The organism is Sporomusa sp. (assembly GCF_035561155.1).
GTDB lineage: Bacteria > Bacillota > Negativicutes > Sporomusales > Sporomusaceae > Sporomusa.
Genome location: NZ_DATMYD010000071.1, coordinates 13613 through 37015 on the forward strand (window position 1 = coordinate 13613; position 23403 = coordinate 37015).

At 42.2% G+C, this 23403-nt stretch carries 20 protein-coding genes; 2 read left to right on the forward strand and 18 right to left on the reverse strand.

The window, feature by feature from the left end; translation table 11 throughout:
• Window positions 1-77: 77 nt before the first annotated feature.
• The 7 genes from rny to VN447_RS08195 all read right to left on the reverse strand — a co-directional run bounded on the left by rny (window position 78) and on the right by VN447_RS08195 (window position 8833).
• A complete protein-coding gene (rny, locus tag VN447_RS08165) occupies window positions 78-1622 on the reverse strand; it encodes a ribonuclease Y (protein WP_325524585.1) in 1545 nt (514 codons plus the stop codon).
• A gap of 163 nt (window positions 1623-1785) precedes the next feature.
• Window positions 1786-2229, reverse strand: coding sequence for a regulatory protein RecX (locus tag VN447_RS08170; RefSeq protein ID WP_325524586.1), 444 nt, complete (start codon window positions 2227-2229; stop codon window positions 1786-1788).
• Between the two features lie 5 nt (window positions 2230-2234).
• Window positions 2235-3305 (reverse strand): recombinase RecA, encoded by a 1071-nt coding sequence (gene recA, locus VN447_RS08175; protein WP_325524917.1) that lies wholly within the window; start codon window positions 3303-3305, stop codon window positions 2235-2237.
• 143 nt (window positions 3306-3448) lie between these two features.
• On the reverse strand, window positions 3449-5029 hold the full coding sequence (locus VN447_RS08180) for a DEAD/DEAH box helicase (protein ID WP_325524588.1): 1581 nt from the start codon (window positions 5027-5029) through the stop codon (window positions 3449-3451).
• Between the two features lie 11 nt (window positions 5030-5040).
• Window positions 5041-6288, reverse strand: a complete 1248-nt coding sequence (locus VN447_RS08185; RefSeq protein WP_325524589.1) for a competence/damage-inducible protein A — start codon at window positions 6286-6288, stop codon at window positions 5041-5043.
• Between the two features lie 167 nt (window positions 6289-6455).
• Window positions 6456-7784 carry a 30S ribosomal protein S12 methylthiotransferase RimO gene (gene rimO / locus VN447_RS08190; RefSeq protein ID WP_325524590.1) on the reverse strand — a complete coding sequence of 443 codons (1329 nt, stop codon included), beginning with the start codon at window positions 7782-7784 and terminating at the stop codon, window positions 6456-6458.
• A gap of 14 nt (window positions 7785-7798) precedes the next feature.
• Window positions 7799-8833: an ABC transporter substrate-binding protein gene (locus VN447_RS08195; protein ID WP_325524592.1), complete on the reverse strand. Its 1035-nt coding sequence runs from the start codon at window positions 8831-8833 to the stop codon at window positions 7799-7801.
• 224 nt (window positions 8834-9057) lie between these two features.
• On the opposite strand from VN447_RS08195, the gene VN447_RS08200 reads away from it, so the two are divergent.
• Complete coding sequence (locus tag VN447_RS08200) at window positions 9058-9450, forward strand: hypothetical protein (protein ID WP_325524593.1); 393 nt, start codon at window positions 9058-9060, stop codon at window positions 9448-9450.
• On the opposite strand, the gene VN447_RS08205 is transcribed toward VN447_RS08200, so the two are convergent.
• The 7 genes from VN447_RS08205 to VN447_RS08235 all read right to left on the reverse strand — a co-directional run bounded on the left by VN447_RS08205 (window position 9447) and on the right by VN447_RS08235 (window position 16965).
• On the reverse strand, window positions 9447-11345 hold the full coding sequence (locus VN447_RS08205; RefSeq protein WP_325524594.1) for a YgiQ family radical SAM protein: 1899 nt from the start codon (window positions 11343-11345) through the stop codon (window positions 9447-9449). The genes VN447_RS08200 and VN447_RS08205 overlap by 4 nt on opposite strands.
• A gap of 21 nt (window positions 11346-11366) precedes the next feature.
• Entirely contained in the window at window positions 11367-12125 is a 759-nt protein-coding gene (locus VN447_RS08210) for a helix-turn-helix domain-containing protein (protein ID WP_325524596.1), read from the reverse strand.
• Between the two features lie 5 nt (window positions 12126-12130).
• The gene (mnmH, locus tag VN447_RS08215; protein ID WP_325524919.1) at window positions 12131-13183 is read right to left on the reverse strand and encodes a tRNA 2-selenouridine(34) synthase MnmH; all 1053 of its coding nucleotides are present in this window, start codon (window positions 13181-13183) and stop codon (window positions 12131-12133) included.
• Between the two features lie 48 nt (window positions 13184-13231).
• A complete protein-coding gene (locus VN447_RS08220) occupies window positions 13232-15343 on the reverse strand; it encodes an FtsK/SpoIIIE family DNA translocase (RefSeq protein ID WP_325524920.1) in 2112 nt (703 codons plus the stop codon).
• 163 nt (window positions 15344-15506) lie between these two features.
• A complete protein-coding gene (locus VN447_RS08225) occupies window positions 15507-15722 on the reverse strand; it encodes a YlzJ-like family protein (protein WP_325524597.1) in 216 nt (71 codons plus the stop codon).
• On the reverse strand, window positions 15722-16504 hold the full coding sequence (locus VN447_RS08230) for a ClpP family protease (protein WP_325524599.1): 783 nt from the start codon (window positions 16502-16504) through the stop codon (window positions 15722-15724). The genes VN447_RS08225 and VN447_RS08230 overlap by 1 nt, the downstream gene beginning before the upstream one ends.
• Window positions 16505-16821: 317 nt before the next feature.
• On the reverse strand, window positions 16822-16965 hold the full coding sequence (locus VN447_RS08235; protein WP_325524600.1) for a hypothetical protein: 144 nt from the start codon (window positions 16963-16965) through the stop codon (window positions 16822-16824).
• A gap of 655 nt (window positions 16966-17620) precedes the next feature.
• Here VN447_RS08235 and VN447_RS08240 point away from each other — a divergent pair.
• Entirely contained in the window at window positions 17621-17794 is a 174-nt protein-coding gene (locus VN447_RS08240; RefSeq protein WP_325524601.1) for a hypothetical protein, read from the forward strand.
• Window positions 17795-18302: 508 nt separating this feature from the next.
• On the opposite strand, the gene VN447_RS08245 is transcribed toward VN447_RS08240, so the two are convergent.
• The 4 genes from VN447_RS08245 to VN447_RS08260 form a co-directional block, all read right to left on the reverse strand.
• Window positions 18303-19922 carry a ribonuclease J gene (locus VN447_RS08245; RefSeq protein ID WP_414714897.1) on the reverse strand — a complete coding sequence of 540 codons (1620 nt, stop codon included), beginning with the start codon at window positions 19920-19922 and terminating at the stop codon, window positions 18303-18305.
• 274 nt (window positions 19923-20196) lie between these two features.
• The gene (dapA, locus tag VN447_RS08250) at window positions 20197-21078 is read right to left on the reverse strand and encodes a 4-hydroxy-tetrahydrodipicolinate synthase (protein ID WP_325524605.1); all 882 of its coding nucleotides are present in this window, start codon (window positions 21076-21078) and stop codon (window positions 20197-20199) included.
• A gap of 15 nt (window positions 21079-21093) precedes the next feature.
• On the reverse strand, window positions 21094-22314 hold the full coding sequence (gene dapG / locus VN447_RS08255) for an aspartate kinase (RefSeq protein WP_325524606.1): 1221 nt from the start codon (window positions 22312-22314) through the stop codon (window positions 21094-21096).
• An 11-nt stretch (window positions 22315-22325) separates the two neighbouring features.
• Window positions 22326-23357, reverse strand: coding sequence for an aspartate-semialdehyde dehydrogenase (locus VN447_RS08260; protein ID WP_325524607.1), 1032 nt, complete (start codon window positions 23355-23357; stop codon window positions 22326-22328).
• Window positions 23358-23403: the final 46 nt, after the last annotated feature.

The following is a 23403-nucleotide window of genomic DNA, read 5'->3' on the forward strand; positions in this document are numbered from 1 at the left end:
TTTAAATTATTGGGAAAAAAACTAAAAAACGGCTTTTACCTGGAAAGGCAAAGCCGTTTTAAATAGCGTTCTAATTTCTATTTAGCATAATCAACAGCACGCGTCTCGCGAATAACTGTTACTTTAATTTGACCTGGGTATTCAAGTTCGCCTTCAATCTTCTTTACAATATCCCGTACTAGACGAACAGCCGTTAAGTCGTCAATCTTATCTGGCTTAACCATAATACGAATTTCGCGACCCGCTTGAATCGCAAAAGATTTCTCTACGCCATCAAATGATTCAGCAATTTCTTCCAATCGTGTTAATCGCTTAAGATAGCTTTCTAGAGTCTCTCTGCGAGCCCCTGGCCGAGCGGCTGAAACCGCATCAGCAGCTGCTACAAGCACAGCTTGGATAGTCTTAGGCTCTTCATCGCCATGGTGAGCAGCAATAGCATTAATAACCTCAGCTGATTCACGATATTTCTTGGCCAAGTCAGCGCCAATTGTTACGTGAGGGCCTTCAACTTCATGGTCTACAGCCTTTCCAATATCATGCAGTAAACCAGCTCGCTTGGCTAACATTACATCTACACCAAGTTCAGCTGCCATAACTCCAGCTAAGTGTGCTACTTCGATCGAATGTTTGAGGACATTTTGACCGTAGCTAGTACGGAACTTTAATCGTCCGAGAAGTTTTATCAGTTCTGGATGCAGGCCGTGAACTCCAGTTTCGAATGTAGCCTGTTCACCTGCTTCCTTAATTTTCTGTTCAACTTCTTTTTGTGCTTTTTCGACCATCTCTTCAATACGAGCAGGATGAATCCTACCGTCCACGATAAGTTTTTCCAACGCAATTCTGGCAACCTCTCGCCGGACAGGATCAAATCCAGATAAAATAACTGCCTCAGGTGTATCATCAATAATCAGATCAATACCGGTAAGTGTCTCCAGGGTTCGGATATTGCGGCCTTCCCGTCCAATAATCCGACCTTTCATTTCATCGTTAGGCAAAGCAACCACAGATACAGTTGTTTCTGCAACATGATCAGCGGCACAGCGCTGAATGGCTAACGATATAATCTCTCTGGCTTTCTTATCCGCATCTTCTTTAGCCTGTTGCTCTAGGTCCTTGATAAGCATTGCAGTCTCATGCTTAATTTCTTCTTCAACATTGGCAAGCAGCAAGCTACGAGCATCTTCTGAGGTCAAGCCGGATAGCCTTTCGAGTTCGGTTTGTTGCTTGGCATAAAGTTCGTTAATCTTTTCTTGACTTTTGTCCAGCTCAGCTTCTTTACGACTGAGAATCTCTTCTTTCTTTTCGAGAGAATCGATTTTTCGGTCAAGATTTTCTTCTTTTTGGACCAAGCGCCGCTCTAAGCGCTGAAGTTCTGTGCGGCGTTCTTTAATCTCCCGCTCAAGTTCACTTCTTAATTTGTGGATTTCCTCTTTGGCTTCTACCAATGCTTCTTTCTTCTTGGATTCACCAGATTTCTCAGCATCTTCTACGATTTTTCTTGCTGCATTCTCAGCAGAAGCGATTTTGGCTTCAGCTATATTCTTACGTACCCAATAGCCTGCACCCGCACCCAACAATCCGACTAAAATTGCAGTAATAATAATCTCTACTATAAGTTCCACCTCCTTTATAAAATACTGGTATTAAGGGTAAAGCCGATTTTAACTCGGCTTTTAAAAGTAGCTTTTCAATTGCTTCATCAGCATTCAAGCTCTCCTAAAAGTACCTAATTAGATGTGTTTACACGATTGGATAATTTTATTGTAAATGTTTTTCAAAGGGGTGTCAAGGCGACATATCCCTAAGGTGCTCTAAAACTTTACTAACAGTCGCTGCCTTGAATCCTTTGGCAGACATACGCCGTATAACCTTACTCATATCTTGACACTCATCACCACGTAAATGCTTTGTTACCAGTTTAAGGGCAGCTTGATATTCAAGATTTTCGTCCCAGTCTGCGAGCTTGGCATTAATCAAAGATGCCGGCAAACCTCTGCGTCTTAACCTTAGAAAAGATTCCTTCAAACTATATTTGTTTAATTCAGCATATTTAGCTAGAAGCATATCGCAAAGCGCGGCATCATTAAGATAGCCGCGCTCAGTAACATACTCGATAGCCTTGTTTACTGCCAGTTCGTCATAACCTTGTTTTAAAAGTTTTTGTCTAAGCTCATATTGACTATGAGATCTAAACTTTAAAAGTCTAATGGCAACTTCAGCTATATCCATATTCATCAGGCTTCAAAACCATCATCATCATCGTCGTCAGCATCATTACCAGATAGTATGTCGTCACTTAGCACATTATCAAGTTTTGCATCGCCAGCTAATAGAGTTCCGCGAATTTTACGGTCTATCTCGTCAGCAACTTGACGGTTCTCTTTTAAAAACTCTTTAACGTTTTCCCTACCTTGTCCTAGCCGCTGGTCATTATAGGAAAACCAAGCCCCGCTCTTATTTATAATCTCAAGCTTAACGCCAATATCGACTAAGCTTCCTTCACGAGAAATACCCTCGCCATACATTATGTCAAATTCTGCCTGTTTAAATGGAGGAGCCACTTTATTTTTAACAACCTTTACTTTGGTGCGGTTGCCAACAACATCATTACCTTGTTTTAAACTTTCCGATTTGCGAACATCTAAACGGATCGAGGCATAGAATTTCAAGGCGCGGCCACCAGTGGTCGTTTCTGGATTGCCAAACATGACACCGACTTTTTCACGAATCTGGTTAATAAAAATAACAGTAGTGCGCGATTTACTAATGATACCGGTCAGCTTACGTAATGCTTGTGACATTAAACGGGCATGTAGACCAACATGAGAGTCCCCCATATCACCGTCAATTTCGTTTTTGGGCACTAAGGCAGCTACCGAGTCAATAACAATAACGTCAATAGCTGCACTGCGCACCAGCGCCTCTGCAATCTCAAGGGCCTGTTCACCGTTATCAGGCTGGGAAATGAGAAGGTTCTCAATATCAACACCTAGCTTTTTGGCATAAACCGGATCAAGGGCATGTTCTGCATCGATAAATGCAGCAATTCCGTCCAATTTTTGGGCCTCAGCGATAATGTGTAAAGATACAGTCGTTTTACCTGATGATTCTGGTCCAAATATCTCTACAACCCGGCCACGCGGCACTCCGCCAACCCCAAGAGCAATATCAATTGGTAGTGAACCTGTAGGAATAACCTCAATATTCATTTTTGCGGCAGCTTCGCCAAGTTTCATAATCGCGCCTTTGCCAAAATCTTTTTCTATTTGGCGCATAGCGTTCTCAAGTGCTTTGAATTTATCCATTTCCCGGTTTTTTTCAAAGTCTTTTGTCTTATCCATACTAATTTTAGACCTCCCCCGACAACTATACCATCATTTTACAAACATTTGTTCGTTTTGTCAACGATAACATTACCGGTTGAGGTATATATAATTTGCTTACTTTTTTAACGTCCTTTGGCCGGTTCAATATTAACACGATGACCTTTGATCGTGTTCTTATTCATAACTGACAGCACTCGTTCGGCAACACCTTCGGGAACTTCAACAAAAGTAAACTTATCATAAATATTTATTAGGCCGATAATACTTCCCTGAATATCGGCTTCCTCAGCAATAGTGCGGACAATATCCTGGGGCTGAATTCTCTGAGCCCGTCCAGCATTAATAAATAAGCGCACCATACCCGGCTCGGCTCCAGTATTACCAAATTGCAATTCCGGTTTCTCAATAACGGCCTGTTCTTTGTAACCTTCTTGGAATAGTTTTAGCGCAGCCGCCGCAAGATCAATTGGATCATAATCGGTCGCCAAATCAGCAACTATGCTACCGTAAGCATCAAACCCACCTCTAGTAATGGTCTGGGTAAGCTGATTTTTAATAACCTCAGTCTGCCGCTCCAGGATATCTGCCGGGGATGGCAGCTGCCGCCGCAATATACGAGTCTTAACTTCTTTCTCAATAAGCTTTAGCTGCCTATATTCACGCGGCTGAATAAAAGTCATCGCTACGCCTTTTTTACCAGCACGGCCGGTACGGCCAATGCGGTGGACATATGACTCAGGATCTTGAGGGATATCATAGTTTATAACATGAGTAATGTGTTCAATATCTAGTCCTCTGGCGGCAACATCAGTGGCAATGAGGATATCTAGCTTGCCATCCCTGAATTTTTTCATGACTCTGTCACGCTGAGCCTGGCTTAGGTCACCATGCAATCCGTCCGAAATATAACCTCGCGCTGATAATGATGCAACTAAATCGTCAACACCTTTTTTGGTTCGGCAGAAAATAATAACCCGGCCAACTGTTTCTGAGTCAAGCACCCGGCACAAACCATCAAGTTTATCACGAGTTTCATAATATATTTGATCAATAAGCGGTACCGTTAGCTGTTCTTTACTGATAGTTACCGTTACCCGGTCTTTCATATATTTATTAGCCAGAGCCATTATCTCAGAAGGCATTGTAGCTGAAAACAGTAATGTTTGCCGTTCAGAAGAAATATGCTGAAGGATGTTTTCAATATCGTCAATAAAACCCATATCAAGCATTTCATCCGCTTCATCAATCACTAAGATCTTAACATTATCAAGCCTAATAGTATTTCTGCGAATATGATCCAATAGGCGGCCAGGAGTTCCTACTACTACCTGTACACCTAATTTAAGCGTTCTGATTTGCCGCTCGATTGCCTGCCCACCATAGATTGGCAAGGTCTTTATCCGTTTAAATTTCCCTATTTTAGCCAATTCTTCAGATACCTGAATAGCCAGTTCCCGGGTCGGTGTAAGAACAAGCGCCTGTATTTGTTTTGCTTCCGTTATCCGTTCCATAATAGGTATACCAAATGCCGCTGTTTTACCGGTACCGGTTTGAGCCTGTCCCAAGACATCGTTCCCTGCTAATACCAGCGGAATCGTTTGGCTTTGAATAGGTGATGGCTCCTCAAATCCCATCTCAGTGATGGCCGCTGCCGTTTTCTTACTTAAAGATATGTCACCAAATAAAGTTACCGTGTCTTTCATATAAAAACCTCCTAAATAGTAAGCAAATATTGACGTAAGTGATTAAGGGCGGCAAGAGCCGTCCGGTGCTTTACGTCAGTGCGATTTCCATTAAAATAATGTTGATACCCTACTCTTCCTGCTGGGCCGTCAATAGCAATATAGACAAGCCCTACCGGTTTGCCGGCAGTGGCTCCGTCTGGACCGGCAATTCCGGTAATACCGATACCTATATCGGTAAAATATTTTTCTTTAATTCCTTGGGCCATGCTTTCGGCCGTTTTTGGGCTTACAGCACCTTCTGTCGCAATTATATTCTCAGGAACACCAACATGGGTCACTTTAATTTCATTGCTGTAACAGACCACGGCTCCTGTTAAATAACGTGAGCTGCCAGGTACATCTGTAATACGGCTGGTTACAAGGCCGCCAGTACACGATTCTGCTAACGCTATTGTCAAATCTTTGGCCAAAAGTAAACTTCCCACAGACTTTTCCATGGTTTCATCATCAATACCAAAGATATATTCATTTATCAGCGGACGAATTTGCCCCTCAAGATTTACAATCAATTGCAACGCGTCGGTTTCGCTAGCAGCGCGTGCAGTAATGCGGACATGAATTTCACCATTCCTCGCCAGTAAGGCAAGTGTTGGATTAGATTGAGACAAAATATATTTCTTGATTCTTTCTTCTAGTGCCGATTCTCCTAAGCCATATGTACGCAACACTTTAGATACAATAGCGCCTTGAACACCATACTTTTCTTTAAGATATGGAGCAATTGAGGTTTCAAACATTGCGGATAATTCATGCGGCGGTCCTGGCAAATTGATTATTATTTTTCCTGCTGTTTGGTCTTCAACAATAACTCCCGGTGCTGTACCGCAAGTGTTTTCGACAATCTTCGCGCCTTCGGGCATCATAGCCTGCCGCAAATTATTATCTGACATACATATACGACGTTCGGCAAAATAACGTTTTATCCGCTCAGCACTATCTTCGTGGAAATACATTGATTTGTTTAACAGTGCAGCCGTTACTTCTTTAGTGATATCACCTTGAGTAGGGCCTAAGCCGCCACTTGTTATCACAATATCAGCCCGCTCTAAAGCCGTCCTCAACACATTTTTCATTCGCTCACGATTATCGCCAACACTAGTCTGATATAACACACTAAAACCCAGCTCATTTAGCCGAGCAGCCAAAAAAGGGGCATTAGTATTTATGATCTGACCTAAGAGCAGCTCAGTACCAGTACTCACTAATTCTACAATCATCTCATTCCCTCCTAACATTATGCATTCGCGGCATAATTAATAATTCCCTTTAATTAATGCACTTTGTCACAAAAATTACCTTTTAGCAACAAATATTTAACAAAAAATAGCAGAGCTTGGCAGTCTCTACTATTTTAAGCCTGCTTTATATTATTATGCAGCCAGTATCACTTTCTTTCAGCCAATAAATCATAAGTGAATCCCTGGACAATTTCCGCTTGCACCATCTCTCCCGGCGACAAGCCACCGGCATTCTCTACGTAAATTCGACCGTCGACATCAGGAGCTTCCCTATATGACCTGCCAAACGCTACATCAGGCTGCTCGGGGTTGTAACCTTCAATTAATACAGTAAGCACCTTGCCTTCCATGTCACGATTCAAGTCCTCAGATATCCGGCACTGTAGAGCCATCAGTTCATGATACCGTTCATCTTTAACATTGTCTGGTATCTGCTGTTCTAGGCTTCCTGCAGGAGTATCCTCCTCCTGGGAATAGGTGAATACCCCTACTCGCTCAAACTTTTGCTCAGACACAAACTCTTTGAGTGATTCAAAATGACTATCAGTCTCGCCAGGAAATCCGACAATAAAAGAAGTACGGATAACAACGCCAGGAATAGCAGCGCGAATTTTGCCTAACAATCTTTCAATCTCTATTCGTGTATCACGACGATTCATAGCCGCCAGTATTTCATCATGAGCATGTTGGAGTGGCAAATCAATGTAATTGCAAATTTTTGGCTCGTTGGCAATAAGCTCAATAAGCTCATCATTAAAGTATTTAGGATAACAATATAACAACCTAATCCAGGCAATACCTTCAATTTTTACCAGTTCTTTAAGCAACACTGTTAATTGTGGCTTATCATAACGATCACGACCATAACTTGTAGTGTCTTGAGCAATGAGATTTATTTCCTTTACGCCCTGCTCTGCAAGCTTTTTTACCTCGCTTACAACCGATTCTACCGGACGGCTTCGATAACTGCCTCGTACCAGGGGAATTACACAATACGAACAACAGTTGCTGCAGCCCTCAGCGATCTTTACATAGGCGCTATAAGATGGCGTAGTAGTGATACGCCGCATGGTTTCATCATAGATAGTATCTGTTTCGCCAATGAGTAATACACGTTCACCGGCAAGAACAGCCTGAACTGCTTCCATAATGCGATGCCACGCGCCGGTACCAACAATTGCTGATACTTCAGACAGCTCATCTAGCAATTCTTGTTGATAACGCTGCCCTAAGCAGCCAGCTACGATAACACCACGGCATTTTCCATCTCGCTTAAAATCAGCCATCTGAATAATTGTCGATATTGATTCTTCTTTAGCAGAATCGATAAAACCGCAGGTATTAACAATTAAGATCTCAGCATTATGAGGGTCGTCTGTAATGTGTATATCATTATCAGCCAAAATTCCTAACATTATTTCAGTATCTACAAGATTTTTGGCACATCCTAAACTAACAAATCCTGCTGTAAGCATAATTACGGCCCTCCTTATTGTATCCCCAGGCGCACTGCCTGTACCCATTTATCTAATAGTTTGCGCTGCTGTTCAGGCAAATACATATCATGATGGTCAATCAATTGTACATCTTTAACAACGTACTCCCTGTGCATGCGGGCTTCCGGGTTTGTCGGCACAAAGTAAAATTTATGCTGCGCCATGGCAGAAAGTGCCCCCTCCTGAGTCAACCAATCAATAAACTGTTTTGCTTCGGCACCATGGGTAGTTCCTCTAACCAAGCCTACGCCTGTCAGCAGATAGGCTGTTCCATCTTCAGGATAGATTATTTGTACAGGAAAACCATCCTTCACATACCTCATAGCTTCGCTATGAACAACAATAGCGATATCGACTTCACCCATACTAGCCATTCGCGCCGGGGTTGCTAAAAACTTAGCATATTGTACGATTTGCGGGTGCAGTTTTTTAAGAAAGCTCAATGTCTGCTCTTCGCCATTAGCCGCGACCAACGTATATAACAGATTAGCCGCAGCATCAGCTGCCAGAAAATCAGTCATACCAAATCGCACCTTAGAATCTAAAGGCAAATCAGACCACTTCAACGGTTTTTTAGCTGTTTTTTTCAGATAATCCTGATTAGCGGCAAAGATTATCGGGTCATACCAAACGCCAGTCCAATAACCATCAGTATCCTGGAATCTATCTGGTATTATATCGGTATATTCTGATTGATACGGTATCAGCAGAGCACTACTTCTGGCCTGTTTTAATGTTTTACGGTTAGCAAGGATTAGGTCAGCTTGCGGCTTTGACGATTCTTCAATTAGTTTAATGAACAATTCCTTTTCGGTAAGTGGTGCAACATTTACCCTGACTTTTGCTATCCTTTCGTACTCCTGCGCTAACACAGATACCTGTTCAATAGGCAGCGTAGTATAAACTGTAATTGCTGTCAGGCTATCTTTGTTTTCCTTACCGGCATAGCCTGCAAGGTAGGTCGTTCCGGTTATTGCTAATATGATTAAAAAAAACGATATCAACAATAATGGCAGATAACGTTTCATAAGTTACCTCCGCATTGTGGTTGTATATGGGATAAATAGTTAAGGCAAACATATATACTATACCCTTTATTTCTCCTTTATGCAAGTCCAAATTAGTTCAATACCTCAAAATAGCAAAATCGTTCTATTGGGTATTGCTTACTGTGGTATAACTGCGGAGACTAACATATTCAAAAAAACATGATAGTATGGTAGAATTAGATATCATGAAAGGAGTTGTTATTATGACAGAAAGGCCCTCATGGTGGTCTTTTCTTCATCCTGATTTAACTTTGCGCCTACTTTTTATTATAGGTTTTTTGTTGCTTGTCGCGATTGGATATGCTTTTGGTGTTTATGATGGGTTAGTGCAAAAAAACCTAACGGCGGCTTTTAATTCATTAGGCGCATTACTCTTATATGCCGTCCCTGCCGTTGGTTTGTTAAAGCTCAAACGCTGGGCCCGCTTGTTTGAACTGATTCTGTCTTTGATTTTTGTAGTCATTGGTTTCATTGTCATGTTTGGCTACAACATGACAATGGGTGTCATAACAATAGTCCCTCATGCCTTGATTGGCATGTACCTTTTATCAGACGATTGCCGACGCGCTTTTGGCCTTATAAGTAAAGCAGACTAGGATTTTCTAGTCTGCTTTTTTGCTGTTTTGTTTCTTGTTGCTGTTAGAGGTCGTTGTTTGCCTGGCTTTCCAGCCTGCCCTTTAATAGCGCCATATTGTTTGTTTTTTGGAGGCCTAATTAGACATTTTGGCTCATATCCGATTAAATCCTGGCGCCCTACACTTGTCAGTGCTTCATAAACTAGCTCATAGTTTTTAGGGTCACGATATTGCAATAAAGCCCGCTGGAGCCTCTTATCATGAGGAGTTTTAGCAACATACACTTTTTCCCCGGTAAGTGGATTTATCCCTGTATAATACATGCATGTTGACATACTGCCTGGAGTCGGAATAAAATCTTGCACTTGTTCGGGGTTATAACCGGTATCGCGCAGAAATTCTGCAAGTTCAACCGCTTCTTTCAGCCCTGCGCCTGGATGACTGGACATAAAGTATGGTACCAAGTATTGCTCTTTTCCCAAGTCTTTATTCGCTTGATCATAGGCTTTCTTAAATCTTAGGTATGTTTCTTTACCTGCCTTGCCCATTAATTTAGTAACCTTAGGAGAAATATGTTCAGGTGCTACCTTTAGTTGACCACTGACATGGTGCTCACATAGCTCCCGCAGAAACTCCTTATCATTAGCAGCCAATAGATAGTCATAGCGTAATCCTGACCGGACAAACACTTTTTTAATGCCCGGAATTTGGCGAATTGCCCTAAGTAATTCTAAATATTCATTATGGTTGGTATTTAAGCTTTTGCAAGCGGCAGGAAATAGACATTGCTTGCCCCGGCATGTCCCCCGATCTGCTTGGTGTTCGCAGGCTGGCTGACGGAAATTAGCTGTAGGACCGCCTACATCATGTATATAACCTTTAAAATCAGGTAACTTAGTAATCTGATTGGCTTCCTGTAATATTGATTCTTTACTGCGGCTTTGTATTATTCTTCCTTGATGTGCATACAAAGCACAAAATGAACAACTACCATAACATCCACGATGACTGACAATGCCGAACTTCACTTCCTGAATCGCTGGAATGCCACCGGCTGGTATATAAGAGGGATGAAAGGTACGTTGATACGGTAGATCATATATCTCATCCATTTCCTGCGTGGAAAGCGGCATGGCCGGTGGATTTTGTACTACATACTGTTCGCCATGATTCTGAACTATAGTTTTACCCCGAATAGGATCTTGTTCTAAATATTGGGTTCTAAATGCCTCCGCAAAATCTTGTTTACTATTAGATACATCTTGATAACTTGGTGTTTCAGTATATTCCCAAAGATGATCTAGTGATTCGGTGCGATAGCAGGTTCCTGGGATGTCCCGGATATTATCTACACTAATCCCGGCAGATAACTGAGCAGATAAATCTTTTATCTGCTTTTCACCCATACCGTAAATCAGCAGATCAGCCCGACTATCAACTAGGATGGAGCGGCGGACGCTGTCTGACCAATAATCGTAATGGGCAAACCGCCTTAGGCTGGCTTCAATCCCACCAATAATGAGGGGAATCGTCTTCCATAGCTCTCTTATCCGATTGCAATAAACAATTGTCGCCCGTTCAGGCCTGCGTCCTGCCTGGCCCCCGGGCGAATAATTGTCAGTACTGCGATATTTTTTTGCCGCGGTATATTTATTCAGCATCGAATCAAGGTTGCCGGCTGAAACTAATACCCCTATCCGGGGCTTTCCTAATCTTTTAAAATCACTTGTTGAACGCCAATCTGGCTGGGCGATTATCCCAACCTTATATCCATATTTCTCCAATAACCGTGAGATAATAGCCGGACCAAAACTGGGATGATCAACATACGCATCTCCGCTGATAAACAAAAAATCCAATTGATCCCAGCCACGTTTAGCCATATCCTCTCTGGTCATTGGCAAAAAATCAGTCATATTGATGTATTTACCTCACTTCTATTGTGTAATGCCGCTCAAAGTGAACGTTTTAGTAACTACTTCACCACTACCCCCAATTTTCCCCACAACACTGCCGTTATATACCAAGTCAACAGCACTGGCATTACCAAATTTAGCGGTAAGTTTATTTGTTGCTTCCCATGTAAACGATTCGCCATTTTTAGGAGTACCTTCATATATCTCTTTGCCATCTGCAATTATCTGTGTCCAGCACTGCGCATTATACTTAGCAGTTACAATAACTTTGGTAGCTGGTTTTACCGGTGACACAGACTGAATCGGCGAAGTTGACTGAGCAGCCTGCTGTTGAGTTGCTTGTTCTGGCTGTTGCTGAGCAGCCGGTGGAGGAGAAGCAGGAGCAGGAGCAGTTTTTTCGCTTCCAGATGACCACCAGACTAATCCAGCCACCACACCGGCCGCCACAACCGCTATTGTCAGCCATTTTGTTAATCCTCCTCCGCTTGATGAAGGAGGTACCGGTATCGTTTCTTCCTGATTTACATTTGGAACATTTTCAGTGACTTGGCCTTTATTTTGACGATATACCTCCATTACTTGCTGCGGATCAAGGCCTAAGAAAGTAGCATAATTACGAATAAAACCCTTCAAGTATACTTCACCGGGGATAATGCTATAGTTACCTTCCTCAATAGCGTCAAGATAAAGCGCTCTTATGCTTATAGCGCTTTCAATGTCTTTTATCGTCAGGCCTCTTTTTACACGTTCAGCGCGTAAGATTTCCCCTACTGTTTGCAAAACAACTACCTCCCCAACTCTTGTAAGTATTGGATTATATCATCTGTAGCTTGCTCCACGTCATCAGCCTTCACACACGTATCATAATCAGAAGGGTCTGTCTTTTCATAACCATACATCGGGTCATAGTAATCCATAAGCAATACTTTGACAACATCCCGTATATTACCGGATTTAAACCTTTCCAATAAATGGTCGGCTTTTTTATTACCAATACGTTTACGTAACGATTCAATACTTGCAATTATTGCCTCCTGATTGTTACTATATATATCCAGATATTCCTCAATTAGCCTATCTATTCTTATTTCAACATCAGTAGACAACAGCATTTTTTTACCTTGCCTCATCGCGTTAAACAAAGAGTCTGGTAAATAGACGTTACCAATACGTTTGCTTTCACACTCAACGACTATATAGGGTTGGTCGTTGAAAACTTCAAGTTCCTTTAGCAGCTCAGCATCAAAATTTTGGGCTGTTGCCGGCCTACCCAAACCTATTTGGCCAAAAACTGAACCACGATGATTAGCCAATTTTTCTAGATCAATTACAGGAATATTTCGCTTTGCCAACCGATTTAAGATTATGGTTTTCCCTGTCCCGGTTGAACCACAAAGAACTACTATTAAAGGCTTAATCTCAAAAGTTCTCAACCTGTCTAAAACATATTGACGATAAGCCTTATAGCCGCCCAAAAGCTGCGAAGTTGAAACTCCCATCATCTCAAGCACATTTACGATTGACTTAGAACGCATTCCTCCTCGCCAGCAGTACATCACGACCTTTTGTCCTGATTTATGGAGCTGACGAACTTGTCCAACGATGTCGGGCAACTTTGTCGAAACAATAGCCAAGCCTAGATGTTTGGCCTCTTCAACGCCTATTTGTTTATAAGTTGCTCCAACGTGAGCCCGCTCATCGTTATTAAATAAAGGAATATTCACTGCACCGGGGATGTGTCCCACGGAATATTCCTCAGGTGAGCGCACATCTATAAAAGTTGGTCTATCAAGTGTTACTGCTTCTTCTACTCTAATAACGTTATTCAATATTATCACCACTACTATTCTACCCTGCCACAAAATGCTGTAAGCATTGCAAAAAACTTATTTTTTAAAATATCTTGCATAAACTTGTTCCGAATTCATAATAATCTCCCGGGCTTTACTGCCTATATTGGGTCCAACAATTTTCATTTCTTCCATAGTATCAATCAGCCTAGCTGCCCGCGTATACCCAATGCGAAATTTACGCTGCAACATAGACACAGAAGCTTGTCCTGTTTCAAGCACCATGCGCACAGCTTCTTCCAAAAGATCATCCTCAAAATGTGTTGATTCTTCTTTACCTGCACTCCCAGTTTCTACATTAGTTATACCATCAGTATATTCAGGTTCAGCCTGCTCTTTAATGTAATTTACTAAATCTTCAACTTCAGTATCACCAATAAAAGCCCCTTGTACCCGGAGCGGTTTTGAAGCTCCAACAGGATAAAAAAGCATATCTCCCTTTCCTAAGAGTTTCTCAGCTCCAGCCATATCCAAGATAGTTCGCGAATCCACCTGTGACGAAACGGCAAAAGAAATTCGCGATGGTACATTAGCTTTTATAGTTCCAGTAATAACATCAACAGAAGGACGCTGCGTAGCGAGCACAAGATGCAATCCAGCAGCCCTTGCTTTTTGGGCCAGGCGACAAATGGCATCTTCAACGTCAACAGGAGCTACCATCATTAAGTCAGCAAGCTCGTCGATAATGATGAGGACTAGTGGCAACCGACTTTCAGGATGAAGTTCATTATAGCGCGAAATATCACGCACCCCAGCTGTTGCAAAAACTTCATATCGGCGTTCCATTTCTTGTACTGCCCAGTTTAAAGCAGATGCTGCCTTTTTAGCATCAGTCACGACAGGTGTTAACAAATGCGGTATACCATTATAATTCGACAATTCCACCATTTTAGGATCAATCAGCACCAATTTAACTTCGTCAGGTCGGGCTTTAAACAGCACACTTGTTATTAGAGTATTAATACAAACACTTTTGCCTGAGCCGGTAGCGCCAGCAACCAGCAAATGAGGCATTTTAGCTAAATCAGTAACAATAGGCTGCCCAGCAATATCCTTGCCTAAAGCAACTGTCAGACCAGAGGAAGAACGCTGGAATTCGTCAGCCTCCAACACTTCTCGCAAAGCAACACCAGATAATTCTTTATTAGGAACTTCAATACCAATGGCAGCTTTACCGGGAATAGGCGCTTCAATACGAACTCCCGAGGATGCAAGCTTAAGTGCCAAATCATCTGATAAATTCACTATTTTACTTACTTTTACGCCAGGAGCCGGTTCGAGTTCATAACGGGTAACAGTCGGTCCTTGACATGTATTTATGACTTTAGCACTCACACCAAAACTATCTAAGGTTTGTTCTAAAATACGAGCGTTGTCAGCGACTTCTTTTGGCACCTTGGTCAGCCGCGGACGATTCGGTTTCTTTAATAGAGATACTGGCGGCAAACCATATGCGGGATTAATATCGGTAGTTGCAGGTCTAACCATCGCAAGCGGAGCTGGTTCAGATAGCTCGGCTACTGAAGTAAAATCTGCTTTGGAAGAAACTGTCTCATTTTCTGGGACATGCACGGCAACGAACTCTTGTTTACCATCGCGCTGATGGTCATAAAACATCGGTTGTCGCTTGGTTTCATCAGATTCCTGAAACATTGTTTCTGTTGATGCCGCAATAGCTTCTCTAGCGGAAACCAAACTTTCTACAGCTTTATCTTTGGCACTTACTAATGTCTCAGCCAAAGACCACGTTGTTGCCATTAGCAGCGAGCAAAGCATCAAAGCTGACAGAACAATGATCGAGCCATGCACGCCCAATAGTTTACGCAATGAAAAAAGCATCATACCACCGGCAAAACCTCCGCCTGACACCAAACTTTCAGGCATTATCTCATGGCCGACGGGAATTTTAATATGATGATAAATTGCTAAAGCCATAAAATATAAGAGTAATAACCCCCAAAATTTCACGGAGTATGCAACTGAACTTTTTACCATAATATACTTCAAGCCAACGATTAGAAGTACTAACGGAACAACCACCGCGCCTATTCCAAAAGTGTACTTGAGCATTTTGGCAACAAACAAACCAAGCGGTCCAACGTTTAAACCAAGTAAGCTGATTAACGCTAACAGCCCCCCGGTCACCATTGTTATACCAAATAGTTCGTGTCTCAATTCGGGAGTTAAATGGGTTAACCATTTAGGCAAAACATACCACCTCTAACAGTATTGTATTCTACATAATGGAGAAAAAACCCTTTATTTTACGAAAGAAAAACGCTCCCTTTAAGAGAGCGTTTTTCAACGATATCTAGTGAAAGTAGTCATTTCTAAAAACCGTACCAGGCTGAATATCTTGTCGTAGATAATCCTGTGGGTTAGTTGACAATATTCGAACAACCCGATACTCATCAACGGAGGTTTTCTCAACCAACATTTTAGTACCTGCATATTCGATTTCATCATAGGTTGGGTTGTACGCTTGTGGAAAGACGGCTTCCATTGGCATTACAGTCCACAGTATCATTACTGTTTCAGCCCCTTAGTCTCTTTCTTAGCATGAATCATTTCCTGCAACTTAGCCATGGCTTGGGCAACGCCACCAATTTCGTCAATGAGACCATAGCGAACTGCGTCTTTACCGACCACAGAAGTACCAATATCTCGTGATAACTCTCCAGTTTTAAATAGCAACTCTTTCCACTTCTTCTCAGATATACTGGAATGCGAAGTGACAAAATTATTGACACGATCTTGCATCTTCTCAAGATAGTCAAATGAACTGGGTGCACCAATTACAAGGCCGGTTAGACGAATAGGGTGAATAGTCATGGTAGCACTTTCGACGATGAAAGAATATGTAGCCGATACAGCAACGGGAACGCCGATACTATGTCCACCACCTAAAACGATTGATACAGAAGGCTTTGACATGCTCGCAATCATTTCCGCAATAGCCAAACCGGCTTCCACATCGCCACCAACCGTATTCAATAATAGCATAAGCCCCTCTATCTCAGGACTCTGCTCTATCGCTACCAATTGCGGCATAATATGCTCATATTTGGTAGTTTTAGAATTTGGCGGAAGAACCATATGGCCTTCGATCTGTCCAATTATAGTCATTACGTGAATATTAGTTTTAGCTGTCGGTACTTCGGTTGAGCCTAATTCTTGAATGTTTTCAGTCGTCCCAGATTTTTTTGCTTGCCTGCTTCTCTTCGGTGCCTCTGCCGGGGCCGGGGCTATTTGTGGCTCTTCAGGATTAGTACCCGGAGGAGCAATTACCGGATTATCATTAACTATCATTTGAGTATCCCTCCAGCTAATGAGCTATCTTTATTTATCATATATAGTATTGGCGCTAGCGGGGATTTCATTCAATGATAACTTCTCATTATAATAAAAAGCTTTAATACACCGGCTTTGCAACAGGTATACCCAGGACCTGCCGTTAATTCAGGCATGAAAAAGCACTTGTAAAAATAACCGTCACGCTAGATAAACGTAACGGTATTATTATTGCCTTTCCTTTCACCTGATTTTAATCTAAAAGAATAGCCCGAAGGCTCTAAACTTTAACATCTATTAATCCATCTTTACGATTCAATTGGTCCACATTGTTCTTATTTAATTGCCGATTCTTCAGCCTGGTTTCGTTTTCGCAGCTCGCTTTGGTCTGGAAGCGGTTTAAAGAAACGAATCGGAAGAACAGGCGAGATTCTCCCCAGTCGTTCAACCGGCTGAATTGAAGTCGATTTTCGTTCCAACAAACACACCTCTTTAATAAATCTTTATACTGTTACATCGTAATAATATTTAGAATTGTTAAGCGTCCACAACTAATAAATGATAGATCAGATTTATTCTTAAATAAATCTCCGCCTCAACCGAAAGCGGCCTCTATGTTCAACTCCCACCACCACGCTACTACTGAGCCCATAGTGACTTCACTGTAGTATCTCAAAACTGAGACTTGTAGTTGATAGCATAGTTCCAATGCAACGTAGGCACATTTATCTCTACCAAACATAATATGTAATAAATAATTATGGGAGGGGTTGTTTTGATACTATGGTTAATTATCGGAGCTATCATACTATTTCTTCTATCTCACTTTTGGGTGCTGTTTCTTGCCGCGCTCCTAATCTGGTTTTTTATTTAGACTCTCAGTTTATCTCAATACCATAGTCACGCGACTTCCCGTTCTTGCGCTCGCTTACTTAGATTTATTATGGAGGTAGCCAACTTAGGCTGTTTTTAAGTTGGCTACCCTGTTATGTCGCACCTCCATTTATGTCGCACTTTCAAACCGATCTCTCCGCTGTTCTGAGGCAATTTCCATTTTTGATAAAAATTGCATAAGAGTCGTTAACTTCATTTAATACACTAATTCGGGAAAACTAATTTTAGGGAGGTGATTTAATGCGTAAAAAAACTGAAATGGAATCGTTCATGAGTGAATATGCTATGAGCGCTGGCGACAATGGGTTGTCCCGCGAACATATCAACAAATCCATTGTTACTGAAGCTATGACCAATGAACACAAACACAGAGAAGCATTTGAACAGTTTTTTAAAGATGAGGCGGCAGACTAGCCGCCCTTTCTCTTTTTCTATCTTAAAAACCGATAACTAGTAGACCACAACTAGTTTCATACTTCTTTCTCTTATACTATTGACTTGCTCACGGCTGCCAAAGAATTATTTCTAAAAAAACACTCCCATACCCCTAACGACATCCCACACACCGCAATAGTAACAATGTCCTAAAGTTTGGAATAGTCTATACTAGATAAATAAATAGTGGAGGGATGGCTATGGGGTTCGAATGGTTATCAGATAGGTACCCAATCGACTCCTTTACAAGAGACCCCTTTGTCCCGGACTGTATTTTGTTACCTGAAGGTATCTGTCTTGTAGTATTAATCATTATTACCCTCCTATATTCGATGCTCAGTGGAGAGTAAACAGGCAACAACCGCGCTCGACATTTGCCGGAACTGAGGCAGTGAAAAAAAGACGCCCAATGGGGCGTCTTTTGGCCAAATAGACGAAAAGCCTTGGCATACCTAGCTTGAAAGCTGGTAGGCTCAAGACTTTTGAGTCACACTTCCATGATTATTGGCAATATCATTGGACGCCGGCGTGTACGTTCATATAAATATTTACCCAAAGTATCACGAACATTGGACTTAATTGCGGCCCACTCAGTAACACCATTAAGCTCACACTTTTCCAATGCCTGCTTAACCCGTTCCCTGGCATCTTCCATCAATTGCTCAGACTCACGCACATATACAAAGCCGCGGGATACAATATCCGGACCGGCGGCTACTTGACCACGTTGTTTATCCATGGTTACAACAACAATTAGTATTCCATCTTGAGAAAGTTGGCGACGGTCCCGAAGCACGATATTGCCTACATCTCCGACTCCAAGACCGTCAACCAAAACATTTCCTGATGTCACCTTTCCAGTTACCGCTCCCTTTTCAGAGGTAAATTCCAGTACTTGGCCGTTTTCGGCAACAAAAATGTTTTCCTTAGCCATACCTAACGACTGAGCCAATTTAGAATGCTTAATCAAATGCCTGTATTCCCCATGTACAGGTATAAAAAACTTAGGACGCATAAGATTGTGCATAAGCTTAAGCTCTTCCTGACTAGCATGCCCAGAAACGTGGATTCCTGATGTTGACTCGTAAACAACTTCTGCTCCTTGCCGGAAAAGAAAGTCAATAGTACGCGATACCAGCTTTTCGTTACCGGGTATTGGCGTAGCTGAAATAATTACGGTATCGCCAGGGATAATTTCAACTTTTTTATGATCCGACATAGCCATCCGGGTTAAAGCTGACATGGGCTCACCCTGACTACCAGTTGTTAAGATAACTATTCCTGATGATGGATAGTTATTAATTTCATCAATATCGATGATCACGCCTTCCGGTACGTTCAAGTAGCCAAGCTCTAAGGCAATATTGACGACATTGACCATACTGCGCCCTAGGATAGCTACTCTGCGCCGGTATTTACATGCGGTATCAATAGCCTGCTGAATACGATGAATGTTAGATGAGAATGAAGCGATAATAATTCGCTCCCGCGCATTGCGAAAGGTGTCATCAAAAGTTATGCCGACCGATTTCTCACTCTGAGTGTAGCCAGGTCGCTCAGCGTTAGTACTATCAGCTAAAAGTACAAGCACCCCTTGATCGCCTAACTCAGCAAATCGATGGAAATCTGTGACTTTACCATCAACCGGAGTTTGATCAAGTTTAAAGTCTCCAGTATGGACAATCACACCCACAGGTGTTTTAATTGATAATGCTACTGAGTCAGCAATGCTGTGACTTACCCGAATAAAGCCAATTGTAAAGTTACCGATCTGAATTTGGTCACCTGATTTAACAGCATGTAAATTGCTGGCAGAAACATTGTTTTCTTTCAAACGCCCTTCTAAAATTCCAAGCGTCAAGCGAGTTCCATATACAGGCACGTTAAGTTGTTTTAATACATACGGCAAAGCGCCAATATGGTCTTCATGCCCATGTGTCAGGACAATAGCTTTCACTAAATCACGGTTGTCCAATAGATAGGTGATATCGGGAATGACCAGATCAATGCCCAGCATATCGTCTTCAGGAAACATTAAACCTGAGTCAACTACAATTATCTCATCACCATAACGGATTACCGTCATATTTTTACCGATTTCCCCCATCCCGCCCAGAGGAATAATTTGTACTTTGCTTGGTTGTCGTGCCAAAAAAACATACACCTCCAAAATAATTAATAAATTTAACCAAAATCAAGTTGTAACCGCCCGTTCATTAAAACACATAAATAAAAAACCGGCCGTCCTGTCCACTTGTGAATAATTATAACCTATTTAGTTTCCTCTGACAACAAGTGGTCTACTCGCTCTGCAATATTATATGCAAATCCAGTCTCTACATACAAAAAACCGATAGCTTTCGCTATCGGTTTTTAATAATTTATAACGCCCCTAAAGATTGCATCACCTTTTTAAGTTGCTCGGTTTCAACGGCAGTAGGCGGTACTAACGGCAACCTCACTGGACCGGCTTTTATACCGATAAGGTTAACTGCATCTTTGATAGGTATTGGGTTTGTTGTAATAAAAATAACTTTGAAGAAGGGCAGGAGTTCTAAATGCAGCGCCTGAGCTTTAGCCATATCCCCGGCATAAAAGGCAGCCACCATCTCCTGCATACGGTTCCCTACAATGTGAGCGGCTACACTAATAACCCCGTTTCCGCCCACAGCTAATATCGGCAATGTTAGTCCGTCATCACCGCTATACACCAAAAAGTCATTAGGGGTAATACGGATAATCTCGGAAATTTGATCTAGACTGCCGCTTGCTTCTTTAATAGCTACAATATTTTTAATTTCGGCCAACCGAGCAACTGTGGCCGGCAAGATATTCGAAGCCGTACGCCCTGGAACATTATACACGATGAGCGGTAGAGTTGTGGAATCGGCAATGGCCTTGAAATGCTGGTAAAATCCTTCCTGGGGCGGCTTATTATAATAAGGAGCAACTACCATTGCACCGTGCACTCCGATTTTCTCAGCTTCTTTAGTCAATTCAATAGAGTCTCTGGTATCATTTGAACCTGTACCTGCAATTATAGTAGCTCTATCGCCTACAGCTTCCAACACGGTTGCATAGAGTTTAACCTTCTCATTCTTAGTCAGTGTTGCCGCTTCGCCAGTGCTGCCAGTAACAACAATACCATCTGAGCCGTTGTTTACGAGGTATTGAGCCAATTTAGCAGCTTCACTATAGTTAACACTACAATCATCGTTAAACGGGGTTACCATTGCAGTTAAAATACGCCCGAAATTCCTCATTAAACTCTCCCCTTATTAATTTGATAAACCAAACTTCTCATGGAGTGATTTAACTGCTGCTCCAACATCGCTTTGCGGCACAAGCACCGAGATGGAAGTATGAGAGTCTACCGTCTGAAGGATAGCTATCTTGTTGCGTGACAATGCTTCAATAAAACTTGCCATCACGCCAGGAACTTCGCGCATTCCACCGCCAACAACTGATACTTTAGCACAGTTTTCTAAGATTTCAATTTCATATCCTTGCCGTTTGAGTTTAACTGCTGCCTTTTCAGCGTGGTCCGCACTAATTGTAAACATTATTTGTCCCGGATGAACGTTAATCAGATCAACACTGATATCACTGTCCGCGAGCGTTTTAAATACTTTGAAACTTGCGTCACTTGCCATAGTTTCATCAAGCTGAACTTTTATCTGAACAATATTTGTCAAATAAGTTACACCTGTAGCTACCCTATCTATTACCGCTGCACCGCCAGTATCCTCTCTTGCAATATTAGTAATTAGTGTACCAGGTGCATCAGAGAAAGTTGATTTTACTACAAGCGGAATATTCTTTTGCATAGCAATTTCCACAGCCCGGGGATGAATGACTTTAGCGCCTTGATGAGCCAATTGACATACCTCACCGTAGCTTATACAATCAAGGATCTTAGCATTGTCAACAATTCTGGGGTCAGCCGTCATGATTCCGTCAACATCAGTATATATTTCTACCATCTCAGCATCTAGCGATGCCCCCAAAGCTGAAGCAGTAGTATCACTGCCCCCCCGCCCCAGTGTGGTAAATTCACCGTCACTTGTCATCCCCTGGAAACCGCATATAACAGGTACTTTTCCCTGCTTTAAGAGACTAATTATACGTGTAGGATCACTTTTTAAAATCCGGGCGTTATTAAAGCTCGCATCAGTAATAATACCCGCGTTCCCTCCTGTTAGCATAACAGCATCCATACCAGCGGCCTGCAGTGTTCCTGCCATGACCACTGCGGAAATCATCTCACCGCAGTACATAATCTGATCAAGCTCACGGGCAGCAATATCTTTATAGGCTGCTCGCGCAATGCCAATCAAGGTGTCAGTCGCGTAAGGAGCGCCCTGGCGTCCCATTGCTGATACTACAACCACCGGGCTAAACCCTTGCTCTCGCGCTCGCTCAACCTTGTGCAATACCAGTTCCCTCACTTCAGGCGACGCTACTGACGTACCCCCGAACTTCTGGACAATTATTCGCATTTTTTTACACCTCAAATTAAATTATGCTCAACCATGTACTCGGCAATCTGCACAGCGTTAAGTGCCGCACCTTTCCGAATTTGATCGCCTACTACCCACATATTTAACCCGTGAGGCACAGTTTTGTCTGCGCGAATCCGACCGACATATACTTCGTTACGGTCAGAAGTATATAATGGCATAGGATATACCATTTCTGCCGGATTATCTTGGACGATAACGCCAGGAAATCTAGCCAATAACTGCTTTGCTTCTTCAGGAGACATTGGGCCATTGAGTTCTATATTTATTGATTCGGAATGACTGCGATATACCGGTACCCGTACTGTCGTTGCAGTTATCCCAATATTGTAGTCATTCAAAATCTTATGAGTTTCATGTACCATTTTCATTTCTTCTTTGGTGTAATCATCATCGACGAACACGTCAATCTGGGGTAACAGATTAAAGGCGATCTGGTAGTGCTTAGGTAAGCTCGCACTTGGCAGTATGTTCGCCTCAACCGGACGTTTCTCCATAATTGCTGTAACCTGATTTGATAATTCATCAATTGCTTCTTTGCCAGCGCCCGAAACAGCCTGATAAGTTGAAACAACAATCCGCTTTATTTTAACAGCATTATAGATAGGCTTGAGTGCCATAACCATAATAATTGTCGAGCAGTTCGGGTTAGCAATAATTCCTTTATGCTGCTTGATAGCCTCAGGATTAACCTCAGGTACTACCAGAGGTACTTCCGGATCCATCCGGAATGCACTAGAGTTATCGATAACAACAGCGCCACGCTTGACTGCTTCAGGCGCTAATGTTTTGCTAGTCGAACCACCAGCAAACAAGGCAATTTGCACGTCCTTGAATGAATCGGGTTTTGCTTCTTCAACTATGTAGTCCTTACCCATAAAATTGATAACTTTTCCGGCAGAGCGCTCAGAAGCTAAAAGCTTTAATTCATTAAACGGAAAATTCCGTTCTTCAATAAGTTTTAAAAATTCTTGTCCAACAGCCCCCGTTGCACCTAAAATTGCTACATTATATTTTTTCATTTAGACAACTCCCCCATACGTTTGACGTTATCTTGTGCTACTTTAT